General features: G+C 66.3%; 14 protein-coding genes. 4 read left to right on the top strand and 10 right to left on the bottom strand.

Annotated elements, in window-relative coordinates; translation table 11 throughout:
* Positions 1-87 precede the first annotated feature (87 nt).
* From OXG33_14895 to OXG33_14855, 9 genes are all read right to left on the bottom strand, one after another.
* Complete coding sequence (locus OXG33_14895) at positions 88-810, bottom strand: amino acid ABC transporter ATP-binding protein (protein MCY4115203.1); 723 nt, start codon at positions 808-810, stop codon at positions 88-90.
* 114 nt (positions 811-924) lie between these two features.
* The gene (locus OXG33_14890; protein MCY4115202.1) at positions 925-2,142 is read right to left on the bottom strand and encodes an amino acid ABC transporter permease; all 1,218 of its coding nucleotides are present in this window, start codon (positions 2,140-2,142) and stop codon (positions 925-927) included.
* Entirely contained in the window at positions 2,139-3,311 is a 1,173-nt protein-coding gene (locus OXG33_14885; protein MCY4115201.1) for an ABC transporter permease subunit, read from the bottom strand. The genes OXG33_14890 and OXG33_14885 overlap by 4 nt, the downstream gene beginning before the upstream one ends.
* A 120-nt stretch (positions 3,312-3,431) precedes the next feature.
* Complete coding sequence (locus OXG33_14880) at positions 3,432-4,514, bottom strand: amino acid ABC transporter substrate-binding protein (protein ID MCY4115200.1); 1,083 nt, start codon at positions 4,512-4,514, stop codon at positions 3,432-3,434.
* A gap of 203 nt (positions 4,515-4,717) precedes the next feature.
* Entirely contained in the window at positions 4,718-6,016 is a 1,299-nt protein-coding gene (locus OXG33_14875; protein MCY4115199.1) for an aminotransferase class III-fold pyridoxal phosphate-dependent enzyme, read from the bottom strand.
* Between the two features lie 30 nt (positions 6,017-6,046).
* The gene (locus OXG33_14870; protein ID MCY4115198.1) at positions 6,047-7,633 is read right to left on the bottom strand and encodes an NAD(P)/FAD-dependent oxidoreductase; all 1,587 of its coding nucleotides are present in this window, start codon (positions 7,631-7,633) and stop codon (positions 6,047-6,049) included.
* Between the two features lie 92 nt (positions 7,634-7,725).
* Positions 7,726-8,742 (bottom strand): TIM barrel protein, encoded by a 1,017-nt coding sequence (locus OXG33_14865; protein MCY4115197.1) that lies wholly within the window; start codon positions 8,740-8,742, stop codon positions 7,726-7,728.
* Positions 8,739-9,686 (bottom strand): sugar phosphate isomerase/epimerase, encoded by a 948-nt coding sequence (locus tag OXG33_14860; protein MCY4115196.1) that lies wholly within the window; start codon positions 9,684-9,686, stop codon positions 8,739-8,741. The genes OXG33_14865 and OXG33_14860 overlap by 4 nt, the downstream gene beginning before the upstream one ends.
* An 896-nt stretch (positions 9,687-10,582) precedes the next feature.
* Positions 10,583-11,176, bottom strand: a complete 594-nt coding sequence (locus OXG33_14855) for a hypothetical protein (protein ID MCY4115195.1) — start codon at positions 11,174-11,176, stop codon at positions 10,583-10,585.
* Between the two features lie 462 nt (positions 11,177-11,638).
* On the opposite strand from OXG33_14855, the gene OXG33_14850 reads away from it, so the two are divergent.
* From OXG33_14850 to OXG33_14835, 4 genes are all read left to right on the top strand, one after another.
* On the top strand, positions 11,639-12,556 hold the full coding sequence (locus OXG33_14850) for an ABC transporter permease (protein ID MCY4115194.1): 918 nt from the start codon (positions 11,639-11,641) through the stop codon (positions 12,554-12,556).
* 129 nt (positions 12,557-12,685) lie between these two features.
* Positions 12,686-14,659, top strand: a complete 1,974-nt coding sequence (locus OXG33_14845; protein ID MCY4115193.1) for an ABC transporter substrate-binding protein — start codon at positions 12,686-12,688, stop codon at positions 14,657-14,659.
* Positions 14,660-14,744: 85 nt separating this feature from the next.
* On the top strand, positions 14,745-15,737 hold the full coding sequence (locus tag OXG33_14840) for an ABC transporter permease (protein ID MCY4115192.1): 993 nt from the start codon (positions 14,745-14,747) through the stop codon (positions 15,735-15,737).
* 102 nt (positions 15,738-15,839) lie between these two features.
* On the top strand, positions 15,840-16,595 hold the full coding sequence (locus OXG33_14835) for a phytanoyl-CoA dioxygenase family protein (protein MCY4115191.1): 756 nt from the start codon (positions 15,840-15,842) through the stop codon (positions 16,593-16,595).
* Here OXG33_14835 and OXG33_14830 read toward each other — a convergent pair.
* On the bottom strand, positions 16,592-17,140 hold the full coding sequence (locus OXG33_14830) for an O-acetyl-ADP-ribose deacetylase (GenBank protein MCY4115190.1): 549 nt from the start codon (positions 17,138-17,140) through the stop codon (positions 16,592-16,594). The two genes, OXG33_14835 and OXG33_14830, sit on opposite strands and share 4 nt — an antisense overlap.
* Positions 17,141-17,142: the final 2 nt, after the last annotated feature.

Genomic DNA, 17,142 nt, shown 5'->3' with positions numbered 1-17,142 from the left:
GCCGCACTGGATTCCGGTTTTCGCCGGAATGACGGAGGGGTTGCGCAGGGATCTCCTTGCGGAGGGCGAGACCCGACCGGAGGTCTGCTACAGGATTTGGTCGAGGAAGAGCTGGGTGCGTTCTTCCTGCGGATTGTTGAAGATCTGGCTCGGCGGGCCCAGCTCGACCAGCGCGCCCTCGTCAAAGAAGGCCATGCGGTCGGCGACCTCGCGGGCGAAGCCCATCTCGTGGGTCACGCAGAGCATGGTCATGCCGGAGGCGGCCAGTTCCCGCATCACGTCCAGCACTTCCTTGATCATTTCCGGGTCGAGTGCGGACGTCGGCTCGTCGAACAGCATGATCTGCGGCTGCATGGCGAGGGCGCGGGCGATGGCGACGCGTTGTTGCTGCCCGCCGGATAGTTCGGCCGGATATTTGTTCGCCTGTTCGGGAATGCCGACGCGCTCGAGCAGCTGAAGCGCGGTCTGCTGCGCTTCGTCCCTGGGCATGTGCCGCACCCGCTGCGGCGCCAGCATGATGTTGTTGATGGCGGTCATGTGGGGGAAGAGGTTGAACTGCTGAAACACCATGCCGACTTCGCGGCGGATGGCGTCGAGGTTGCGCACGTCGTTGGTCATCTCGATGCCGTCGACCACGATCCGGCCCTGCTGGTGCTCTTCGAGCCGGTTGATCATGCGGATGAAGGTGGACTTGCCCGATCCCGAGGGTCCGAAGATGACGACCACCTCGCCCCGCTTGACGCGCATGCTCACATCGCGGACGGCGCAGAAATCGCCGAACCACTTGTGGACGCTTTCGCAGACGATGATGTCGCCGCGCTGTTCGAGCGGCAGCTCCAGGATTGCCGCCTTGTCTTCCGGCATGCCGGTGGAACCGTTCGTCTGACTCGTTTCCGCCATGGTCAATCTCCCCCGCGGGCCGCTTTAGCGTTTGCCCACGCCAAGCGCGCGTTCGATGCGCCGGCTGACATACGACATCGAGAAGCAGAAAATCCAGAAGACGACGGCGATGAACAGATAGACCTCCCTGCCGTTGTCGACGAATTCCAGGTTTGACTGAATCGTCACACGGCCCATCTCGACGAGGTCCAACATGCCGATGATGAAGACCAGGCTGGTGTCTTTGAACAGGCTGATGAACTGCCCCACGATGGCGGGAATGATGTTCCTGAGACCCTGCGGCAGCGTGATGAGCAGGGTGGTCTGCCAGCCGCGCAGGCCCAGCGCCCGGGCCGCCTCCGTCTGCCCGGGAGCGACCGCGGCCATGCCGCCGCGCACGTTCTCTGCCATATAGGCCGAGCTGAAGAGCATGATGGTGATGCCCGTGATGTAGAGCGTGTCGATCTTGATGTTCTCGGGGAACGTCAGCGGCAGGATGTGGCGGGACATGAAGAGCAGGGTGATGAGCGGCACGCCCCGGATGATTTCGATGAACGCGACGCAGGCCCACTTGACGACCGGCAGATTGCTCTGCCGTCCCAGCGCCAGCGCGATGCCGATGGGCATCGAGGCGCCGATGCCAAAAAGGGCCAGCAGCAGGTTGAGCAGCAGCCCGCCGACATCGTTCGTGTTGACGGGCTCGAGGCCGGGCACACCTTCGATGCCGCGGATGATCAGCAAGCCGACAAACACGGCCAGGAACGCGGCGCCGACGATGCGCCTGGGGCGTCCGGCGAAGAAACTCGCCGCCAGGAAATAGCCCACGCCGACCGCCACGGGGATTGCCAGCACCAGCGCTCGGTTGAGCGGCTGCAAGCCGTGTGGGATCACGCCGACGATCACGGCCACGGCGCTCAAGCCGACGGCGAAGCCGCGAGCCGTCCCGCCCCACGAGCGCCAGGAGATTCCCAGCAAGGCGCTGATCAGGAGCACGGCGACCTGGGGCCGCCAGGCGTCCACCTGCGGGTAGAGCCCCACCAGGTAGAGCTGCACGCGGCTGGTGATGACCAACCAGTCGGCGGTGACGATCACCCAACTGATGAGGCCGATCAACGCCCAGCCCAGCACTACGGCCAGGACAACGGTCACCAGGCTGTTGCCCCAGGAGCTGAAGAGATTCTGGCGCAGCCAGCCCAGGGGGCCCACGGTCATGGGCGGAGGGGGTGGAGGCCGTCCCATGGCCCCGGCGGTGACGGCGCTCATGTGCCCTTGAACCTGATGGCGCGGTTATACAGATTGCCGATCAACGAATAGGTCAAGCTCATGGCGAGATAGGTGAGCATGACGACCAGAATCAACGAGATGGCCGGCGCGGTCTGCGTCATCGTGCTCGCGACGCTCACCAGGTCGGGGTAGCCGATGGCGGCCGCGAGGCTCGAGTTCTTGGTGAGATTCAGATATTGGCTGATGGTCGGCGGGATGATGACGCGCAGGGACTGCGGAAACGTGACGTGCCGCAGCGTGAGCATGCCCGACATGCCGACCGAGCGCGCTGCTTCCGTCTGCCCCTTGCTGACGGATTGGATGCCGGCCCTGACGATCTCGGCAATGAACGACGAGGTATACATGACCAGCCCGACGAGTAGCGCGGTGAAGCTGCCGCTGAGCTCGGCGCCGCCTTGCAGGCGTCCAAACCTGCCTTCGGGACTGGGAACGTCGATGGTCATCGGCGCGAGGAAGAGCAAGGCGATCGCGCCCACGCCAATGGTGATCGCGAGCCCGGCGACAACGGGATAGCTGGGCTTGCCCGTCTCGGTTTCGCGCCAATGCAGGCGACGGGCCACGATTACGGCGACGACGATGCCGATGACGGTTGCGAGCGCCCAGGGCCAGAATCCGTCTTGCGGGACCGGCCAGGGCAGGTTGACGCCGCTGTTGCTGAGATAGAAGGCGTCGAAGGCGACGTAGCCCTCGCGCACCGTGGGCAGGCTCAGCACGATCAGGAACCAGAAGAGCAGCTGCACCAGCAGCGGGATGTTGCGGAAAACCTCGATGTAGACGAGGGCGATCCGGTTCAGCAGCCAGTTGGGCGAGAGGCGCGCCACGCCGACCACGATGCCGAGCAGGGTGGCGAGAATGACGCCCAGCACCGAGGCTTTGACGGTGTTGAGCGCGGCGACCAGCAAGCCGTAGGCGAAGCTGTCGGACGGGTGGTAGCCAATGATCGATTCGCCGATGGGAATCTGGGCTTCGCGGTCGAGGAAGCCATAGCCGAAGGGAATGTCCCGCGCGGCGATTTCCCTTGACACGTTGCCGAAGAATCCCGCGATCACCGCGATGACCAGGATCGCGGAGACGATCTGCACCGCCCAGCGCAACACAACCACGTTGCGCCAGAACGGGACGCCTTGAACGTAGAGCAACCGGTTCACGAGGGCAGCCTACAGGAAGGCGCGATTAGCGGTGGCCCAACGGCTTCGGAGGCCGGATAGCAACCGGGGGGATGCTTGCGCATCCCCCCGGATTGCTTTCCCGTTGGTCGCGGGATCGAACTAGCGCAGCGGCGGCGCGTAGATCTGACCGCCCTTCGGGCAATCGGTGCACGGAGCGTTGGCCCACAGCGCGTTCCGACCGCCCTCGCGCGGGAGGTCAATGCCCTCCGGACCGAGGTTGCGGTTGTAGATCTCGCCGTAGTTGCCCACGCTGTTGATCACGTCCTGCATGAAGGTTTCCCTCAGGCCGAGGGTTTCCTGGCCGAAGCTGCCTTCGGTGCCCAGCAGGCGCTTCACCTTGACGTTGTCGCCGGCGGCCATCGCCGCGACGTTGCCGCTGTTCACGCCGTAGGCCTCGGCGTAGATGATCCCGGCGATCACCGTCTTCACCAGGTCGAACCACTGCTCGTCACCGTGGGGGACGACCGGGCCAAGCGGCTCCTCGGAGATGGTCTCCGGAAGGATCACGTGGTCGCCCGGGTTCGGCAGCGCGCTGCGGAGCGCAGCCAGCTGCGAGCGGTCGTTGGTGAAGACATCGCACTGGCCTTCCTGGTAGGCGTCCAGCACGACGTCGGTGTCCTCGAACACGATCGGGTTGTACTCGAGGTTGTTCTGCCGGAAGAAGTCGGCCATGTTCAGCTCAGTGGTCGTACCACTGGTGACGCAGACCGAGGCGCCGGCCAACTCATAGGCGGAGCTGACTCCAAGGTCCTTGGAGACCATGAATCCCTGACCGTCGTAGAACGTGGTGTGGATGTAGTTCCCCCACCCGGCGTCGCGGGAGGTCGTCCAGGTCACGGTGCGGACCAGCAGGTCCACGTCGCCGGACTGGATCGTCGGGCCACGCTCAGCAGCCGTGATCAGCACGATTTCGATCGCTTCGGAGTCACCGAGCACCGCGGCTGCAACCGCGCGACAAAGGTCGATGTCAAACCCGACGTTGCGGCCGTTGGCGTCAAGCGAGCCGTAGCCGGGAACGTCGTTACGGCTGGCGCAGATGACGTGTCCGCGCTCCTGTACGGTGGCGAGGCGACTGACCATCGGCTCCTCTTCCACCATTTCCTCGGCGTCCTCGCCGCATGCCGCGACGGCGACGACGAAGACCGCCACCATCATGAGGATCAACCCCAGCTTCCAACGCATCAGCCGCTCCTGAGCCGTAACGGCGGACCTCAATGCCCACCGCATACGCATGTCGCGTGCTCGAACACGCATTTAGGGGTTCCGTGTTTGTCGCCCCCGGCAGACCGGAAGCATGGTACGGCTCCAAGCCAATTCGAGGCAAGCTTGGGTGAGATTCTTTACGGCATTTGCGGCGTATATATGCCGCCGACTCGGCGCCTCTGCTAGCCGAGCGCCCGCCGGAACGCCCCATCGAGAATCTCGAACGTGCGGTCGAGGTCGGCGTCGTCGTGGGCGATCGAGACGTACCACTTTTCGTTGGGATTGAGCAGCAGGCCGCCTCGGATGCACTCGACGCTCCAGCGATGGCCGAAGTCGCCGTCGTGATCTTGCAGGTCCATCCAGGTCTTCGGGTGGGCGTTTTCCATGAACCGGACGCCGAAGACGGGGTCTTCCCCCAACGCTTGCGTGGGGACGCCGTGCTTGCGGCCCAAGTCTTCAATGCCCCGTCGCAGTCGCGACCCGGTGGCTTGGAGGCGGTCGTAGACGCCGTCGGCTGAAAGGACATCGAGGGCGGCGACACCGGCGGCGGCGGCGACTGGGTTTCCGCTGAACGTGCCGCTGGCCCAAGCCACGTCGCGCGTCGAGCGTGATTGGCGCGCGTATACGTCCATGACGTCGGCACGGCCCATGATTGCCGCCAGCGGGAACGCCCCGGCCATGGCCTTGCCATAGGTGGCCATGTCGGGCATCACGCCGTAGCGCTCCTGGGCCCCGCCCCAGGCGATGCGAAACCCGGTGACAATCTCGTCGAAGATGAGCACGATGCTGAGGCGGGCGGTGAGCTCGCGGAGGCCTTCGAGGAAGCCGGGCTCGGGCTTGAGCACGCGCTGCAGCGGCTCCACGATCACAGCGGCGAGGTCGTCGGCGTGCGATTCAATGAGCTGCCGCGTGATCTCGAGCTCGTTGAACGGGGCCACGAGCACCTCGTCGCCCAGGACGCTCGGAATCCCCGCCGAGTCGGGTTCGGAGTGCGGATAGTCGCTGGCATCGGTCGGCACCGTGCCCCACAGCGCGTAGTCGTGCATGCCGTGCCAGGCGCCTTCGAACTTGAGGATCTTGGATCGGCCGGTGTAGGCCCGCGCGCCGCGCAGCGCCAGGTGGGTGGACTCGGTACCGGTGCTGGTGTAGCGCAGTTGGTCGGCGCAGGGGACGGCGTCGATCAGACGCTCGGCCAGCTCGATCGCCGGCACGTTGAGGAAAAAATAGGTCGTGCCGCGGCTCAGCTGGGCTTGCACGGCCGCTTCCACGTCCGGATGCGCATGGCCGAGAAGGACGGGGCCGGAGCCGAGGAGATAGTCGATGTACTCATCGCCGTCGACGGTGCGCAAACGGCTGCCGGAGCCGGACTCGAATACCACGCTGACCTCGTCCGGAATGCTGAACCGCCCCAACGCTCCGGCGGTCAGCACACGCTTGGCTCTTCCCAGGAGTTGCTCGGACGACGTCGTGGCCTTGGACATCACAGGCCTCTGCCTCTCATAAGGGTCTGACTACGCGGGCCGCGCGGCGCCGATGGTAGCGCGTGGTGGGAGTGCCGCCGGAACCCCGTTCAAGTCTCGGATCACGGTCCCGGCGGCGTTGTGGCCGGGCACGCCGCTGACCCCGCCTCCGGGATGACACCCCGACCCACACAGATAGAGCCCGCCGAGCGGCGTCCGGTAGGCGGCGCAGCCGGGCAGCGGGCGCGCCCCCAGCATCTGATCGATGGTCATGTCGACGTGATGCATGTTGCCGTGCGTGATGCCGGCGCGGGCCTCGATTTCGGGCGGTCCGTGGAGGTACGTGTCCAGCACCAGATCAGGGAAGTTAGGGGCGTAGCGCGCGACCTGGTCGATCAGCGCGTCGGCGATTTGAGCCCGCTGGGCCTTCCAGGCGGCTGGCGGGAGTCCCACGGGTGCGTACTCGACCCAGATTGAAATCGTGTGGCGGCCGGGAGGCGCGGCCGAGCGGTCGTAGACCGAGGGGCAGACTAGCCCGAGGACGGGTTCGGTGGGCATGTGACCGGCGCGCGCCTGGTTCCAGGCCCGGTCGATGTGGTCGAGCGATTCGCAGATGCGCACGTTGGCGCCATGCTGCGGACCGTCGCCGGGTAGGGCGCGCCAGTCCGGCAAGCCCGTGGTGGCGCAGTGGAGCTTCAGGTAGCCCGCGTTCATGCGCAGACGGCGCACCGAGCGGAGGAATGGCTCCGGCAGGTGCTCCGGCGGGACCAGGTGGGCGAGCGTGCGTTGCGGGTCGGCGTTGGAGAGCACGGCTCGGGCGGTCACGACGGTTCCGTCGACGAGAACGACGCCGCGGGCGCGTCCGTCGGCCACATGCACGCTGTCGACGGGCGCCGAGGTGCGCACTTCCGCGCCCGCGAGTTCAGCAGCTTGGCGCAGCAGTTGCGTGACCGCGCCCATGCCACCGCGGGGGAATCCCACTAGCCCGCGTTGGCCCAGCCGCGACGAAAGAGCGGCGGCGAAGGCGAAGTAAAGCAATCCGCCCGCGTTGTCGGTAGTCCCGACGTCGAAGGTGGTGCCGAACGATGCCTTGACGCGCGGCGACTCGAAATAGTCGTCGAGGAGCTGACGTCGGGTGCCGGTGACGAGGGTATGCGCGACGGACCCATGGGGACCGTTCTCGGCGGCGCGGAGAAACTCGCCCAGCGAGGGCGGGGGCGTGAGGAGGTAGGGATCGAAGAGCTCTGCCGCGCGCTGCCAAAACTTGACATAATCATTATAGGCTTCGGCATCGTGACGTGAGATCCGGGCGATCGATTCCCTCGTCCGCTCCAGGTCGTTCCAGGCGAGCAGATACTCCCCGTCGGCAAATGGGTGGAACTGCGGCGGGTCGCGGCGAAACACGCGCAAGCCGAGCTCCACGAGCCGCATGTCGTCCAGGATTTGCGGATGGAACAGCACGAAGCTGTGGGCGCAGGTTGAGAAGTGGTATCCGGGCGAAAGCTCGTCGGTGGTGGCCGCGCCGCCGACCTTGGGGCCCTGCTCCAACGCCAGCACCCGCACTCCGGCCCGCGCCAGGTAGAACGCGGCCACGAGGCCGTTGTGGCCACAACCGACGATGATTGCGTCGTAGTCCATGGTCACCCTCGGCGCGAGCAGCGCTTGTGAAGGCAGCGTACTCCGGAACTGGCTCAGCGGATGGCGGCCGCCGGGTCAGGAGCTCGGAGCGGCTAGCTCCAGTAGGCCGCGCACTCGGTGCGCAGCCAGTCCAGGCTGGCGGTGAGCCAGTGCTCGGTGTCGTAGTCGGGCCGCGGGACGACCTCGACGTAGTGATGCAGGTCCTCGGGATTGGGCGCCTCGGCCTGCAAGATGGCGAGCATCGTCTGAATCGGCACGCTGCCGAGGCCGATGGGTGCGTGATAGAACGCGCCGGTGGCCACCCGGGTGATGGGCTGCGCCCGCATGTCGCGCAGGTGCGTGCCGACGGTGTGGCGGGCCACGTGGCGGACGCCGTCGAGCGGGTCTTCGTTCACGGCCATGGAGTCGGCGAAGTCGAACACGTGGCGCAGGGTCGTCGAGCCCAGGCCCTCATGGACCAAGGCGAACTCCGAGCAGCGGTAGTCCATGTGGTTCTCGGTGGCGAGCGTCAAGCCCATTTCGTCGGCAATGGGCAGCAGCGTGCCGAGGTTGCGGATCATCCGGTCGATCTGCTCGTCGATGTTTGGGTCCTTGGTGTAGTGGTTCGGGCGGCCGGGCTGCCCGTGCACCAGGCTGAGGACGCGCGCGCCCGCGGCCCGCGCCAGCTCCATGGCGCGCAGCGCGATGTCGAAGGGCGCGCCGCCGGTCCAGCCGGTGCGCATGGCGGTCGCCTGAGACATATCGAAGGTCGGCATGCGGCGACTTCCCCTGGCCGGGTCGAACGTCCCGCTTCCCCACTCGTCGGGCGCCGCGGCCAGGTCGACGGATGCGGACGCGAGATAGGTGAGGTTGCGCTCGGTCATCCGGTCGCGAAACGCGTGGGCGCGGTCCGTGTCCTGGAACCAACCGCATTCCATGGCCAGCGACGAGAGTCCATGCGCCACCACGCGGTCGACCATCCAATCAATCGGCAACTCCCCCGCCGGCGGAGGGGCGATGCCGCGCAGGTAGATGGGCGCTTGCATCTCGCCGACAAACTCCGGGTCGTCGGACCGCATCCACGGAAACGCGACCCAGCGGTAGGTCTCGTGCGAGAGTCCGAGCTTCATTGGACGGTCAGATGGGGCTCGAAGTACTGGCCCTGCTCTTCGAGCAGCCAGCGCTTGCTCTCGAGCACCCAGGCTTCCGGGTCGTGCTGCGGCGGCGGCGAGATTTCGATGTTGGCCAGCAGGTTGTCCGGATCGGGCGCCTCGGCCTGGAGCAGCGCGAGAATCTCGCCGATGGGCGAGTCGCCGTGGCCCACGGGCGAGTAGTGGAAGTGCGGCTCCCAGGTTTCGCGCAGCGGTTGGGCGCGAAAGTCCTTGAAGTGCACCGCCACGACGTTGCGGGCGGCGATGCGCGCGCCCTCCAGCGGATCCTCGAGACTCGGAAACGGGTTGGAGGTGTCGAGGGTGATCCGCAGCCAGGGTGAGTCGATCTCGTTGACGACCCCGGCCACCTCGGAGACGCGGTAGTCCATGTGGTTTTCCCAGGCCATGATCACGCCAAGCTCCTCGGCCACGGGCGTGAGCGCGGGGAGATGCTTGGCGGCGCGCGCCATCTGCTCGTCGATGGGCGGGTCGGTCGAGAAGTGGTTGTGCACGTTGGGCAGCCGGTGAGTCATGGTGGCGATGTTGAGGCCGGCCCAATGGTTGAGCTCGAGCTGGCGCACGGCGTTGTCGTACTCGAAGCTCTCCCACTCCTCGTCGGTGGCGGCCATGTTGACCGTGAGCCCGCCGTTCCAGATCAATCCGCGGTCGTCGACCTTGCGGCGCATGGCTTCGGCCCCGGCCCGGTCGTCGACGTATTCGCCTGGGTGTGCGTAGAGGCCCTGGAGTCCCAGCTCGGCCGTCTTGTCGCACATCCAGAAGAAGCGGTTGTCTTCCGGCGGTGGGTCTGAGAATGACTGCAAGTAGGCTAGCGGCCCGCCGCCCGCGCGGTAGTCGGGGCCATCGCGCCGAATCGACGGCTGGAACGCCCAGCGGTAGCACGCGATGGAAATGCAGAGCTTCACGAGTGGCTCGGGCGCTGGTGGTCGACTTTCACGGCAACTCCGGTGGCGTCCCTGCGCGGCTGGTGCGACAGTATCGCGCATGACGGGCGTGGGTGTCTGGCCGGCGGCACTCCGCTTCCATTCGCAGGCATCCGGCGATGCCGTGCATCACTTGCTCCCTCATATCCCTCCCCATTGAGAGACCCTTGCGAAACCTGGCCATGCTTGAGGATGACCGGGCGAACCCAATCCGCTCCCGGGTTCAATGAAGGGTGGATTCCCGCTCCCCGCCTGCGCGGGGACGGGCTCCGCGGGTATGACGGAGGGGTTGCGCAGGGGCTCCCTTCGCGGGGGCGCCGGGCTCGAGGTGACCCACTACCGGACTCGTCGCGGGATTGACGCTTCTTGGTCGGGCAGTTTAGGTTCAATCGACAGCGGCGGCCGCCCGGTTGATTGCTCGTTCTGGATCGGGCCGGCTCTGCTGTCGGTCGACCTGGATGTCCGCGCTGCGATGCGCATCTGTACCGGGACCGGGGGCGGTCGTTGAGCTTGGAGTCACGGGTGGCGGGCGATTCGGCGCTCCAGGGCGCCGTGCAGGCCAAGCCGCGCAGCGAATGGTCGCTGGCCTGGCGGCGTCTCTACCGGAACAAGGGCGCTCTGGTTGGCGGCGCGGTGCTCATCGTGATGGCGACCGGGGCGATTTTCGCCGACGTGATTGCTACTGAAGGACTGGACTACTACAACGTTCCGGGAGCGCTGTTGCCGCCGGGCACGGACGGCCACCTCTTCGGCACGGACGATATCGGACGCGACGTGTTCAGCCGCGTGGTGCGAGGGGCGCGCATCTCCTTGCGCATCGGGTTTACGGCGGTTGCCATTGGGGCGTTTTTCGGGTCCATTCTGGGATTGGTCGCCGGCTACTTCGGCCGCTGGCCGGACATGCTGATCAGCCGCGTGCTGGACATCATGCTGGCGTTTCCCAGCCTGCTGCTGGCCATCACCATCGTGGCGGGACTGGGTCCCGGGCTGAACAACGCCATGATCGCGCTGGGAATCCCCGCCAGCCCGAGGGCCACCATGGCGTTCACGAGACTAGGGCCGAGCGCCGCCAGAATCGCAATCGCCAGCAGCAAGTCCGGGAAGGCCAGCATCACGTCGATGGCTCGGCTGACCATCTGGTCGATCCAGCCGCCGAAGTAGCCAGCGGCGAGACCGAATAGCGTGCCGGCGATGCTGGCGATGCCCACTGCGAAGAACCCAACACGCAGCGACACGCGTGAGCCGCGGACGACGCGGCTGAACACGTCACGCCCGATGTCGTCGGTGCCCAGCAGGTGGCCGTCGGTCAGCGGAGGCAGCCATTTCTTGGTCTGGAGCTCATCGAAGCTATAGAACGTCGCTTCGGGCTCGATGGCGATGACATCCGCGAATATCGCGCCGATGCTGATGATGATGAGGATCGTGAGGCCGACGACGGCCGCTTTGTGGCGCCAAAAGCGGCGATAGGACATCTGCAACTCGCTGCGCGGCGGACGCAGTTCGAGTGGGTCTTGCGCTGTCGCGCTGGTCGGCTCTCTTAGGGCGTCCGTCGACACACCCGCTCCCCCGCCTGTCTGCGCGAGGTGGGCTCCGCCTCGGAGACCGTCAATGGTTCCAGGTGGCTCGGGCCGGGCAACGCCACGGATGCACCGATAAGCGAGATGCATCCGATCGACTCGCCGGAGACGAGCCGTCACCTCAAGGCGGAACGTAAGCCGTGGCGCGCCGTCGTGTCAATTTGGCCGGCGGTGCGCTTGCGCGGGTGACACGCGATTTGGGACGCTGCGCCGGTTTGCGCACTGCGCGGCCCGACGCACGCACGGTCCGCATCGTGCGTCGGGCTGGCATGGCCGGAGTGGTAGCGTTGGCGGGCGACCGCTCAAGGCGGCCGCAGCGACTGCTGCGATTTGGTCGGGATTTCACGCGAAGGAGAGATGTTGGCCACCAATACGCTGGCTGAGGGCGAGACCGGGCTCGAGGCCGCCGCCGCGCCGAAACCGCGCAGCGAGTGGACGATGGCGTGGCGGCGGCTGCGCCGGAACAAGGCCGCCCTCGGGGGGCTGGGCATTCTGATCATCATTTCGCTGGCGGCGATCTTTGCCGATGTCATTGCGACCGAACCGGAGAACCACTTCGACATCATGGCGGCCGAGCTGCCTCCGGGTTCGGAGGGCCACCCGCTAGGCACCGACGACATCGGGCGCGACGTGTTCAGCCGCATCGTGCGTGGCTCGCGGATTTCGCTTCGCGTCGGGTTCTCCGCGGTGACGATTTCGGCTATCGCCGGGACGCTGATTGGGTTGTCGGCGGGCTATTTCGGGCGCTGGGTGGACATGGTCATCAGCCGGTTCATTGACGTGATGCTGGCGTTCCCGGGATTGCTGCTGGCGATGACGGTGGTTGCCGCTCTTGGGTCTGGCCTCAACAACGCCATGATTGCGCTGGGAGTGGCCGGTATCCCGTTCTATGCGCGCGTGGTGCGTTCGACGACGCTCGCCGCGCGGGAGCTGGTGTACGTGCGGGCGGCGCGCGCCGTGGGCATGTCCGACGCCCGCATCATGCTGCGTCACATTCTGCCAAACATCGTTAGCCCAATTCTGATCATGGCCACGCTGGGTCTGGGCGGGGCCATCCTGGCCGCCGCGGGCTTGAGCTTCCTGGGCCTGGGCGCCGAGCGCCCGTCGCCCGAGTGGGGCTTGGAGCTGTCATCGAGCCGGCATTTGCTGCGGTCGTCGTGGTGGATCTCCACCTTCAACGGGTTGGCCATCGCCATCACGGTGCTGTCGATCAATCTGCTGGGAGATGGGCTGCGCGAGGCGCTCGATCCGCAAGCTGGGGCGTGGTCGCACTGAGCGCGTGTAGTTCGTACCGGTAACAGGAAATACGTGTGCCTGTTTCACAAGAGTCGTGTAGTATGCGCGCCGCGTGCCTGCACGATCACCCCAAATGGGAGGGGAATGTCTATGGGTCCGAGTAAGTCATTGAGTCGTCGCAAGCTGCTCCGCGGTGGGGCGGCGGCGCTGGCGGGCGGTGTTGGAGTAGCCGCTCTGGCCGCGTGCGGCGAGGCCGAGGTCGTCGAGAAGACGGTCACGGTCACGGTCACCGAAGTCAAGGAAGTGGTGAAGGAAGTCCCGGTCGAGACGGTGGTCACCAAAGAGGTGATCAAGGAAGTCCCGGTCGAGACGGTCGTCACCAAAGAGGTGATCAAGGAAGTCCCGGTCGAGACGGTCAAAGAGGTCGAGGTCGAGAAGGTCGTCACCCGCGACGTGATCCGTGAGGTTGAAGTCCAGAAGGTCGTCGAGCGGGTGGTCGAGAAGATCGTCGAGCAGGCCGCCGAGCGCGCGCCGGGCATCGACATCCACAACCTCGACTCGGCGGTCAACATCGGTCTGAAGCCGTGGGACCCCAAGGTTGGCGGCGAGGTCAGCTACATGACCTTCGGCAACCCGACGAACTTCGACCCGGCGACGTGGGGCGGACGCACCGCCGAGCCGGCGAACATGTTCTACGAACTGCTGTACAACTACGGCCCGGGCAACGCGATCCTGCCGACGCTGGCTTCCGACCTGCCCGAGGTTTCGGATGACAAGCTGAGCTGGACGGTGCCGCTGCGGAACGACGTGTCCTTCCACGACGACACGCCGTTTGACGCGGACGCCGCGATCTTCAACTTCGACCGATTCCTCGACGAAGAGCTGCCGCGCGGCCACGTCGTTCGCGACATCGCCGGCATTACGGGCATCGAGAAAGTCAACGACTTCACGCTTCGGTTCCACACGGACCAGCCGCAGGCGTTCTTCCTGAAGTTCATCGCTCACCAGCACGTGGTGTTCGCCTCGCCAAAGGCCATCACGGAGATGGGCGAGGATCTCGACCGCCACGCGGTCGGCACCGGTCCCTACAAGTTCCTCGAGTGGGAAGACGACGTGAAGATCGTCGGCGAGCGGTTCGACAACTGGGCCTGGGGCCCGTCGTACCTGCCGAACCAGGGTCCGGCGTATCCCGACCGCATGCGGTCGCAGATCTTCGGCTTCAACATGACCGACAACGCCCAGGCCTTCGAGGCGGGCGAAGTCGACATCCTGTTGAACTGGTCATTCGCCGACTACAAGCGGGTGTCCGAGAACCCGAAGTACCACGTCATCGGCTTTGCGGCGCCGGGCATGGGGCAGTACATGCCCCTGCACACGCAGCTCTGGCCGCTGGACGACCTGGCGGTGCGCAAGGCGCTGCTGTTCGGCGTCGACCGGCGAACCGTGACGGTGCGCGCGAACGGCGGCACGGCTCCGACCAACATCAGCAACCTGCTGGTGCCGGGCACCGTCGGCCGCAGCGCCGAGGCCGGCCAGCTCTACACGTATGACCCGGCCAAGGGCAGCGCGCTGCTTGACGAGGCCGGCTACGCCATGGGCGACGACGGCTTCCGATACGCGCCGGACGGCCGCAAGCTCGAGATCAGCTACCCCGACCGCGGCGACCCCGTGGTCGAGCTGTTCAAGCTGGACGTCGAGCGGAGCCTGGGCATCCAGGTGAACATCCCGAAGATGGATGAGGCCACGCACCGCGAGCAGGCCCAGGACGGCGCCTTCCACACCACGTGGATCGGCGTGGCGGGTCCGAACGGCGACGTGCTGTACGACCGCTTCCACACTTCCTTCTACGGTCGACCGGGCCGCGCCTACTCGTTCTTCGAGTGGGACGGCGTTCCGGCCACCGCGACGGAAGGCGCGAAGATCGACGGTCTGCTGGACGCCGCGCGGGCCAGCTTCGATCCGGACGAGCAGCGGGCCATCTGGGAGGAAGCCGAGCTCTACCTGATGGAGAACGCGGTTGCCATCCCGTTGGTGCACGACTACCTGCCGTGGCTGTCCAACCCGGACCGCATCGGCGGCGTGCTGCACTTGGGTATTGACTACCTGCCCAGCTACGGGCAGTTCTACAGCACCCAGGAGTAGCGACTCTCGGAATGCAGCAGGCGCCCGACCGTCTTGTGGCGGTCGGGCGCCTGCCGTCCGAATCCTCCCCTAGAATGACGTAGCCATGGTTGGGTACATCATCCGCCGCGTCCTTTACATGATCCCCGTCCTGTTCGGCGTGCTGATCGTGGTGTTTGTGCTCATGCGGCTGATTCCGGGCGACCCGATCGAGATATTCTTCCAGTCGGGCGAGATCGGCGGCTCAGGCGCGACCAGCCGCGAGGGCGGCGAAGTCAGCCGCAAGGCGCTCGAGAAGCTGCGGGAAAGCTACAACCTGGATAAGTCGCCGCCGCACCAATTCGTGCTCTACGTCTGGGACGTGGTGCGTGGCGACCTGGGGACGTCGATCGCCTACCGACGCCCCGTCGTGGACATGATTGCGAGTCACTGGCCGGCGACGTTTGCGCTGACGATGGCGAGCATGGCCGTGGCGATCACCATCGGCGTCGGAGCGGGCGTGATCTCGGCCATCAAACGCCACACGTTCGTCGACTATGGCGCGCAAATGTTCGCCATCCTGGGCATCTCGTTCCCGCCCTTCTTCGTTGGCTTGCTCCTGATCCTGGTATTCGCCATCAAATGGCAGACGGACGACGGCGTGGGCATGCTGCCGGCGGTATCCAACGGCTACGGCAAGGAGCTGATCCTGCCGGCGCTCACCCTGGGCACCGCGGCATCCGCCATCCTGGCGCGACTCACCCGCTCATCGATGCTGGATGTGCTCTCGCGCGACTACGTGCGCACGGCGCGGTCGAAAGGGCTGCGCGAGCGCGTGGTCGTGATGGGGCACGCCCTGCGCAACGCGCTGATTCCCGTGGTCACCGTCATCGGCCTCGAGTTCGGCGGCCTGCTGGCCGGCGCGGTGATCATCGAGGCCGTGTTCCACCGCCAGGGACTGGGACTGCGGCTGATCGACGCCATCATCGACCGCGACTATCCGGTGGTGCAGGGCCTGGTGCTGCTGTCCGCGGTCATCTACGCCGTGGCCAACCTGCTCGTCGACGTGCTCTATACATATATCGACCCGCGAGTGCGTCTCGAAACGACGGGATCCTAGCGCCCCACGACCGGTCTTTCGGGAATCCGGCGGTCGCAATCTGTCCCCCCGGTGGCTGGATGTGCCAGCATGGGCCGCGGCAGATGCCGGGTGAATCGTTCAATGACTGAGCACGAGCGGTATCTCTTCGACCTGCAGGGGTTTCTGGCAGTCCCGAACGCGCTGGACGCCGCGGAGGTGGAGGCGCTTAACGACGTTCTCGACGAGCAGATCGCGAGTCTGCCGGACCAGGACTGGTCATCGCATCGCTTCTTGGAACTGCTGGCGTGGGGCGCGCCCTACCGCGACCTGATCGATCATCCCAAGCTGCTGCCGTTTGTGGTCGACATGGTGGGGCCGCACGTGCGCCTGGACCACACCTACCTTGACATAATTCGTGGCGGTCTAAGTCCCATTGGCGCCACGCTGCACGGCGGGCGCGTGCCGTATGACTCGGCGCAGTACTTTGAGTTCGCCGACGGCCGGTTCTACAACGGCCTGTGCGTGGTGGCCATCAATTTGATGGACGTGAATCCCGGCGACGGCGGCTTTGCCTGCGTGCCCGGCAGCCACAAGAGCAACTTGCCCTTCCCTGCCGACTGGAAGGACCTCGAAGAGGCGCAGCCATTCGTCGAGCGAGTGACCGGGCCTGCGGGAACGGCGGTGTTCTTCACCGAAGCGCTGACGCACGGACCGCTGCCATGGCACGGCGCGGCCGAACGCCGCACGATCTTCTACAAATACAGCCCGCGCCCAATGGCCTGGTGGATGCCCTATCCGGACGGCGCGGGCGTGGAGGGTCTGACCGAAGCCCAGGAACGGATCTTGCAGCCGCCAACGAGAGACCCGCGACGCATGGGGCCGCCGACGCTGTCCTAACGGCCACCCGCGTCGGACGCCGCGACTTGATGTAGCGCCTGCCGATAGACCTGCAAGTCGGCGTCGCTGAAGAGCACGAAGCGGACTTCGGCGAACTCGAGCATTGGCGCGTGTGCGGCCACGCTGGCCATGGCGATGGCCGCGGCGCTCGCTTTGGGGTAGCCGTAGGCGCCGGTGCTGATGGAGGGAAAGGCAATCGTGCGCGCGCCGGATTGGGCGGCGGCCTCGAGGCTCGACTGGTAGGCCGAGGCGAGCAGGTCGGGTTCGCCGTGCTCGCCGCCCCGCCAGATCGGCCCAACCGCGTGGATGACGTGCTCGGCGGGCAGGTCGCCGGCCCCGGTGCGCACGGCCTGGCCCGTGGGGCAGCCGCCGATGGCGCGGCACTCCGCCATGATTGAGCGTCCGCCGGCCCGATGAATGGCGCCGTCTACGCCCCCGCCGCCGGCAAGCTGCGCGTTGGCCGCGTTGACGATCGCGTCGACCTCCTGCTCCGTGATGTCGCCGCGGACGCACGCAACGGTCGTGCCGCCGAATGTGCGGTTCACGC

The organism is Chloroflexota bacterium (genome assembly GCA_026708035.1).
Taxonomy (GTDB): Bacteria; Chloroflexota; UBA11872; order UBA11872; family UBA11872; genus JAJECS01.
This window is presented reverse-complemented; position numbering and strand designations above follow the sequence as displayed.

Coding starts and splice junctions, on each gene's coding strand:
- OXG33_14880 (MCY4115200.1), bottom strand. CDS start 4,514: ATGCGTTGGAAGCTGGGGTTGATCCTCATGATGGTGGCGGTCTTCGTC.
- OXG33_14835 (MCY4115191.1), top strand. CDS start 15,840: ATGACTGAGCACGAGCGGTATCTCTTCGACCTGCAGGGGTTTCTGGCA.
- OXG33_14870 (MCY4115198.1), bottom strand. CDS start 7,633: ATGGACTACGACGCAATCATCGTCGGTTGTGGCCACAACGGCCTCGTG.
- OXG33_14875 (MCY4115199.1), bottom strand. CDS start 6,016: ATGTCCAAGGCCACGACGTCGTCCGAGCAACTCCTGGGAAGAGCCAAG.
- OXG33_14865 (MCY4115197.1), bottom strand. CDS start 8,742: ATGAAGCTCGGACTCTCGCACGAGACCTACCGCTGGGTCGCGTTTCCG.
- OXG33_14855 (MCY4115195.1), bottom strand. CDS start 11,176: ATGTCCTATCGCCGCTTTTGGCGCCACAAAGCGGCCGTCGTCGGCCTC.
- OXG33_14850 (MCY4115194.1), top strand. CDS start 11,639: ATGTTGGCCACCAATACGCTGGCTGAGGGCGAGACCGGGCTCGAGGCC.
- OXG33_14840 (MCY4115192.1), top strand. CDS start 14,745: ATGGTTGGGTACATCATCCGCCGCGTCCTTTACATGATCCCCGTCCTG.
- OXG33_14890 (MCY4115202.1), bottom strand. CDS start 2,142: ATGAGCGCCGTCACCGCCGGGGCCATGGGACGGCCTCCACCCCCTCCG.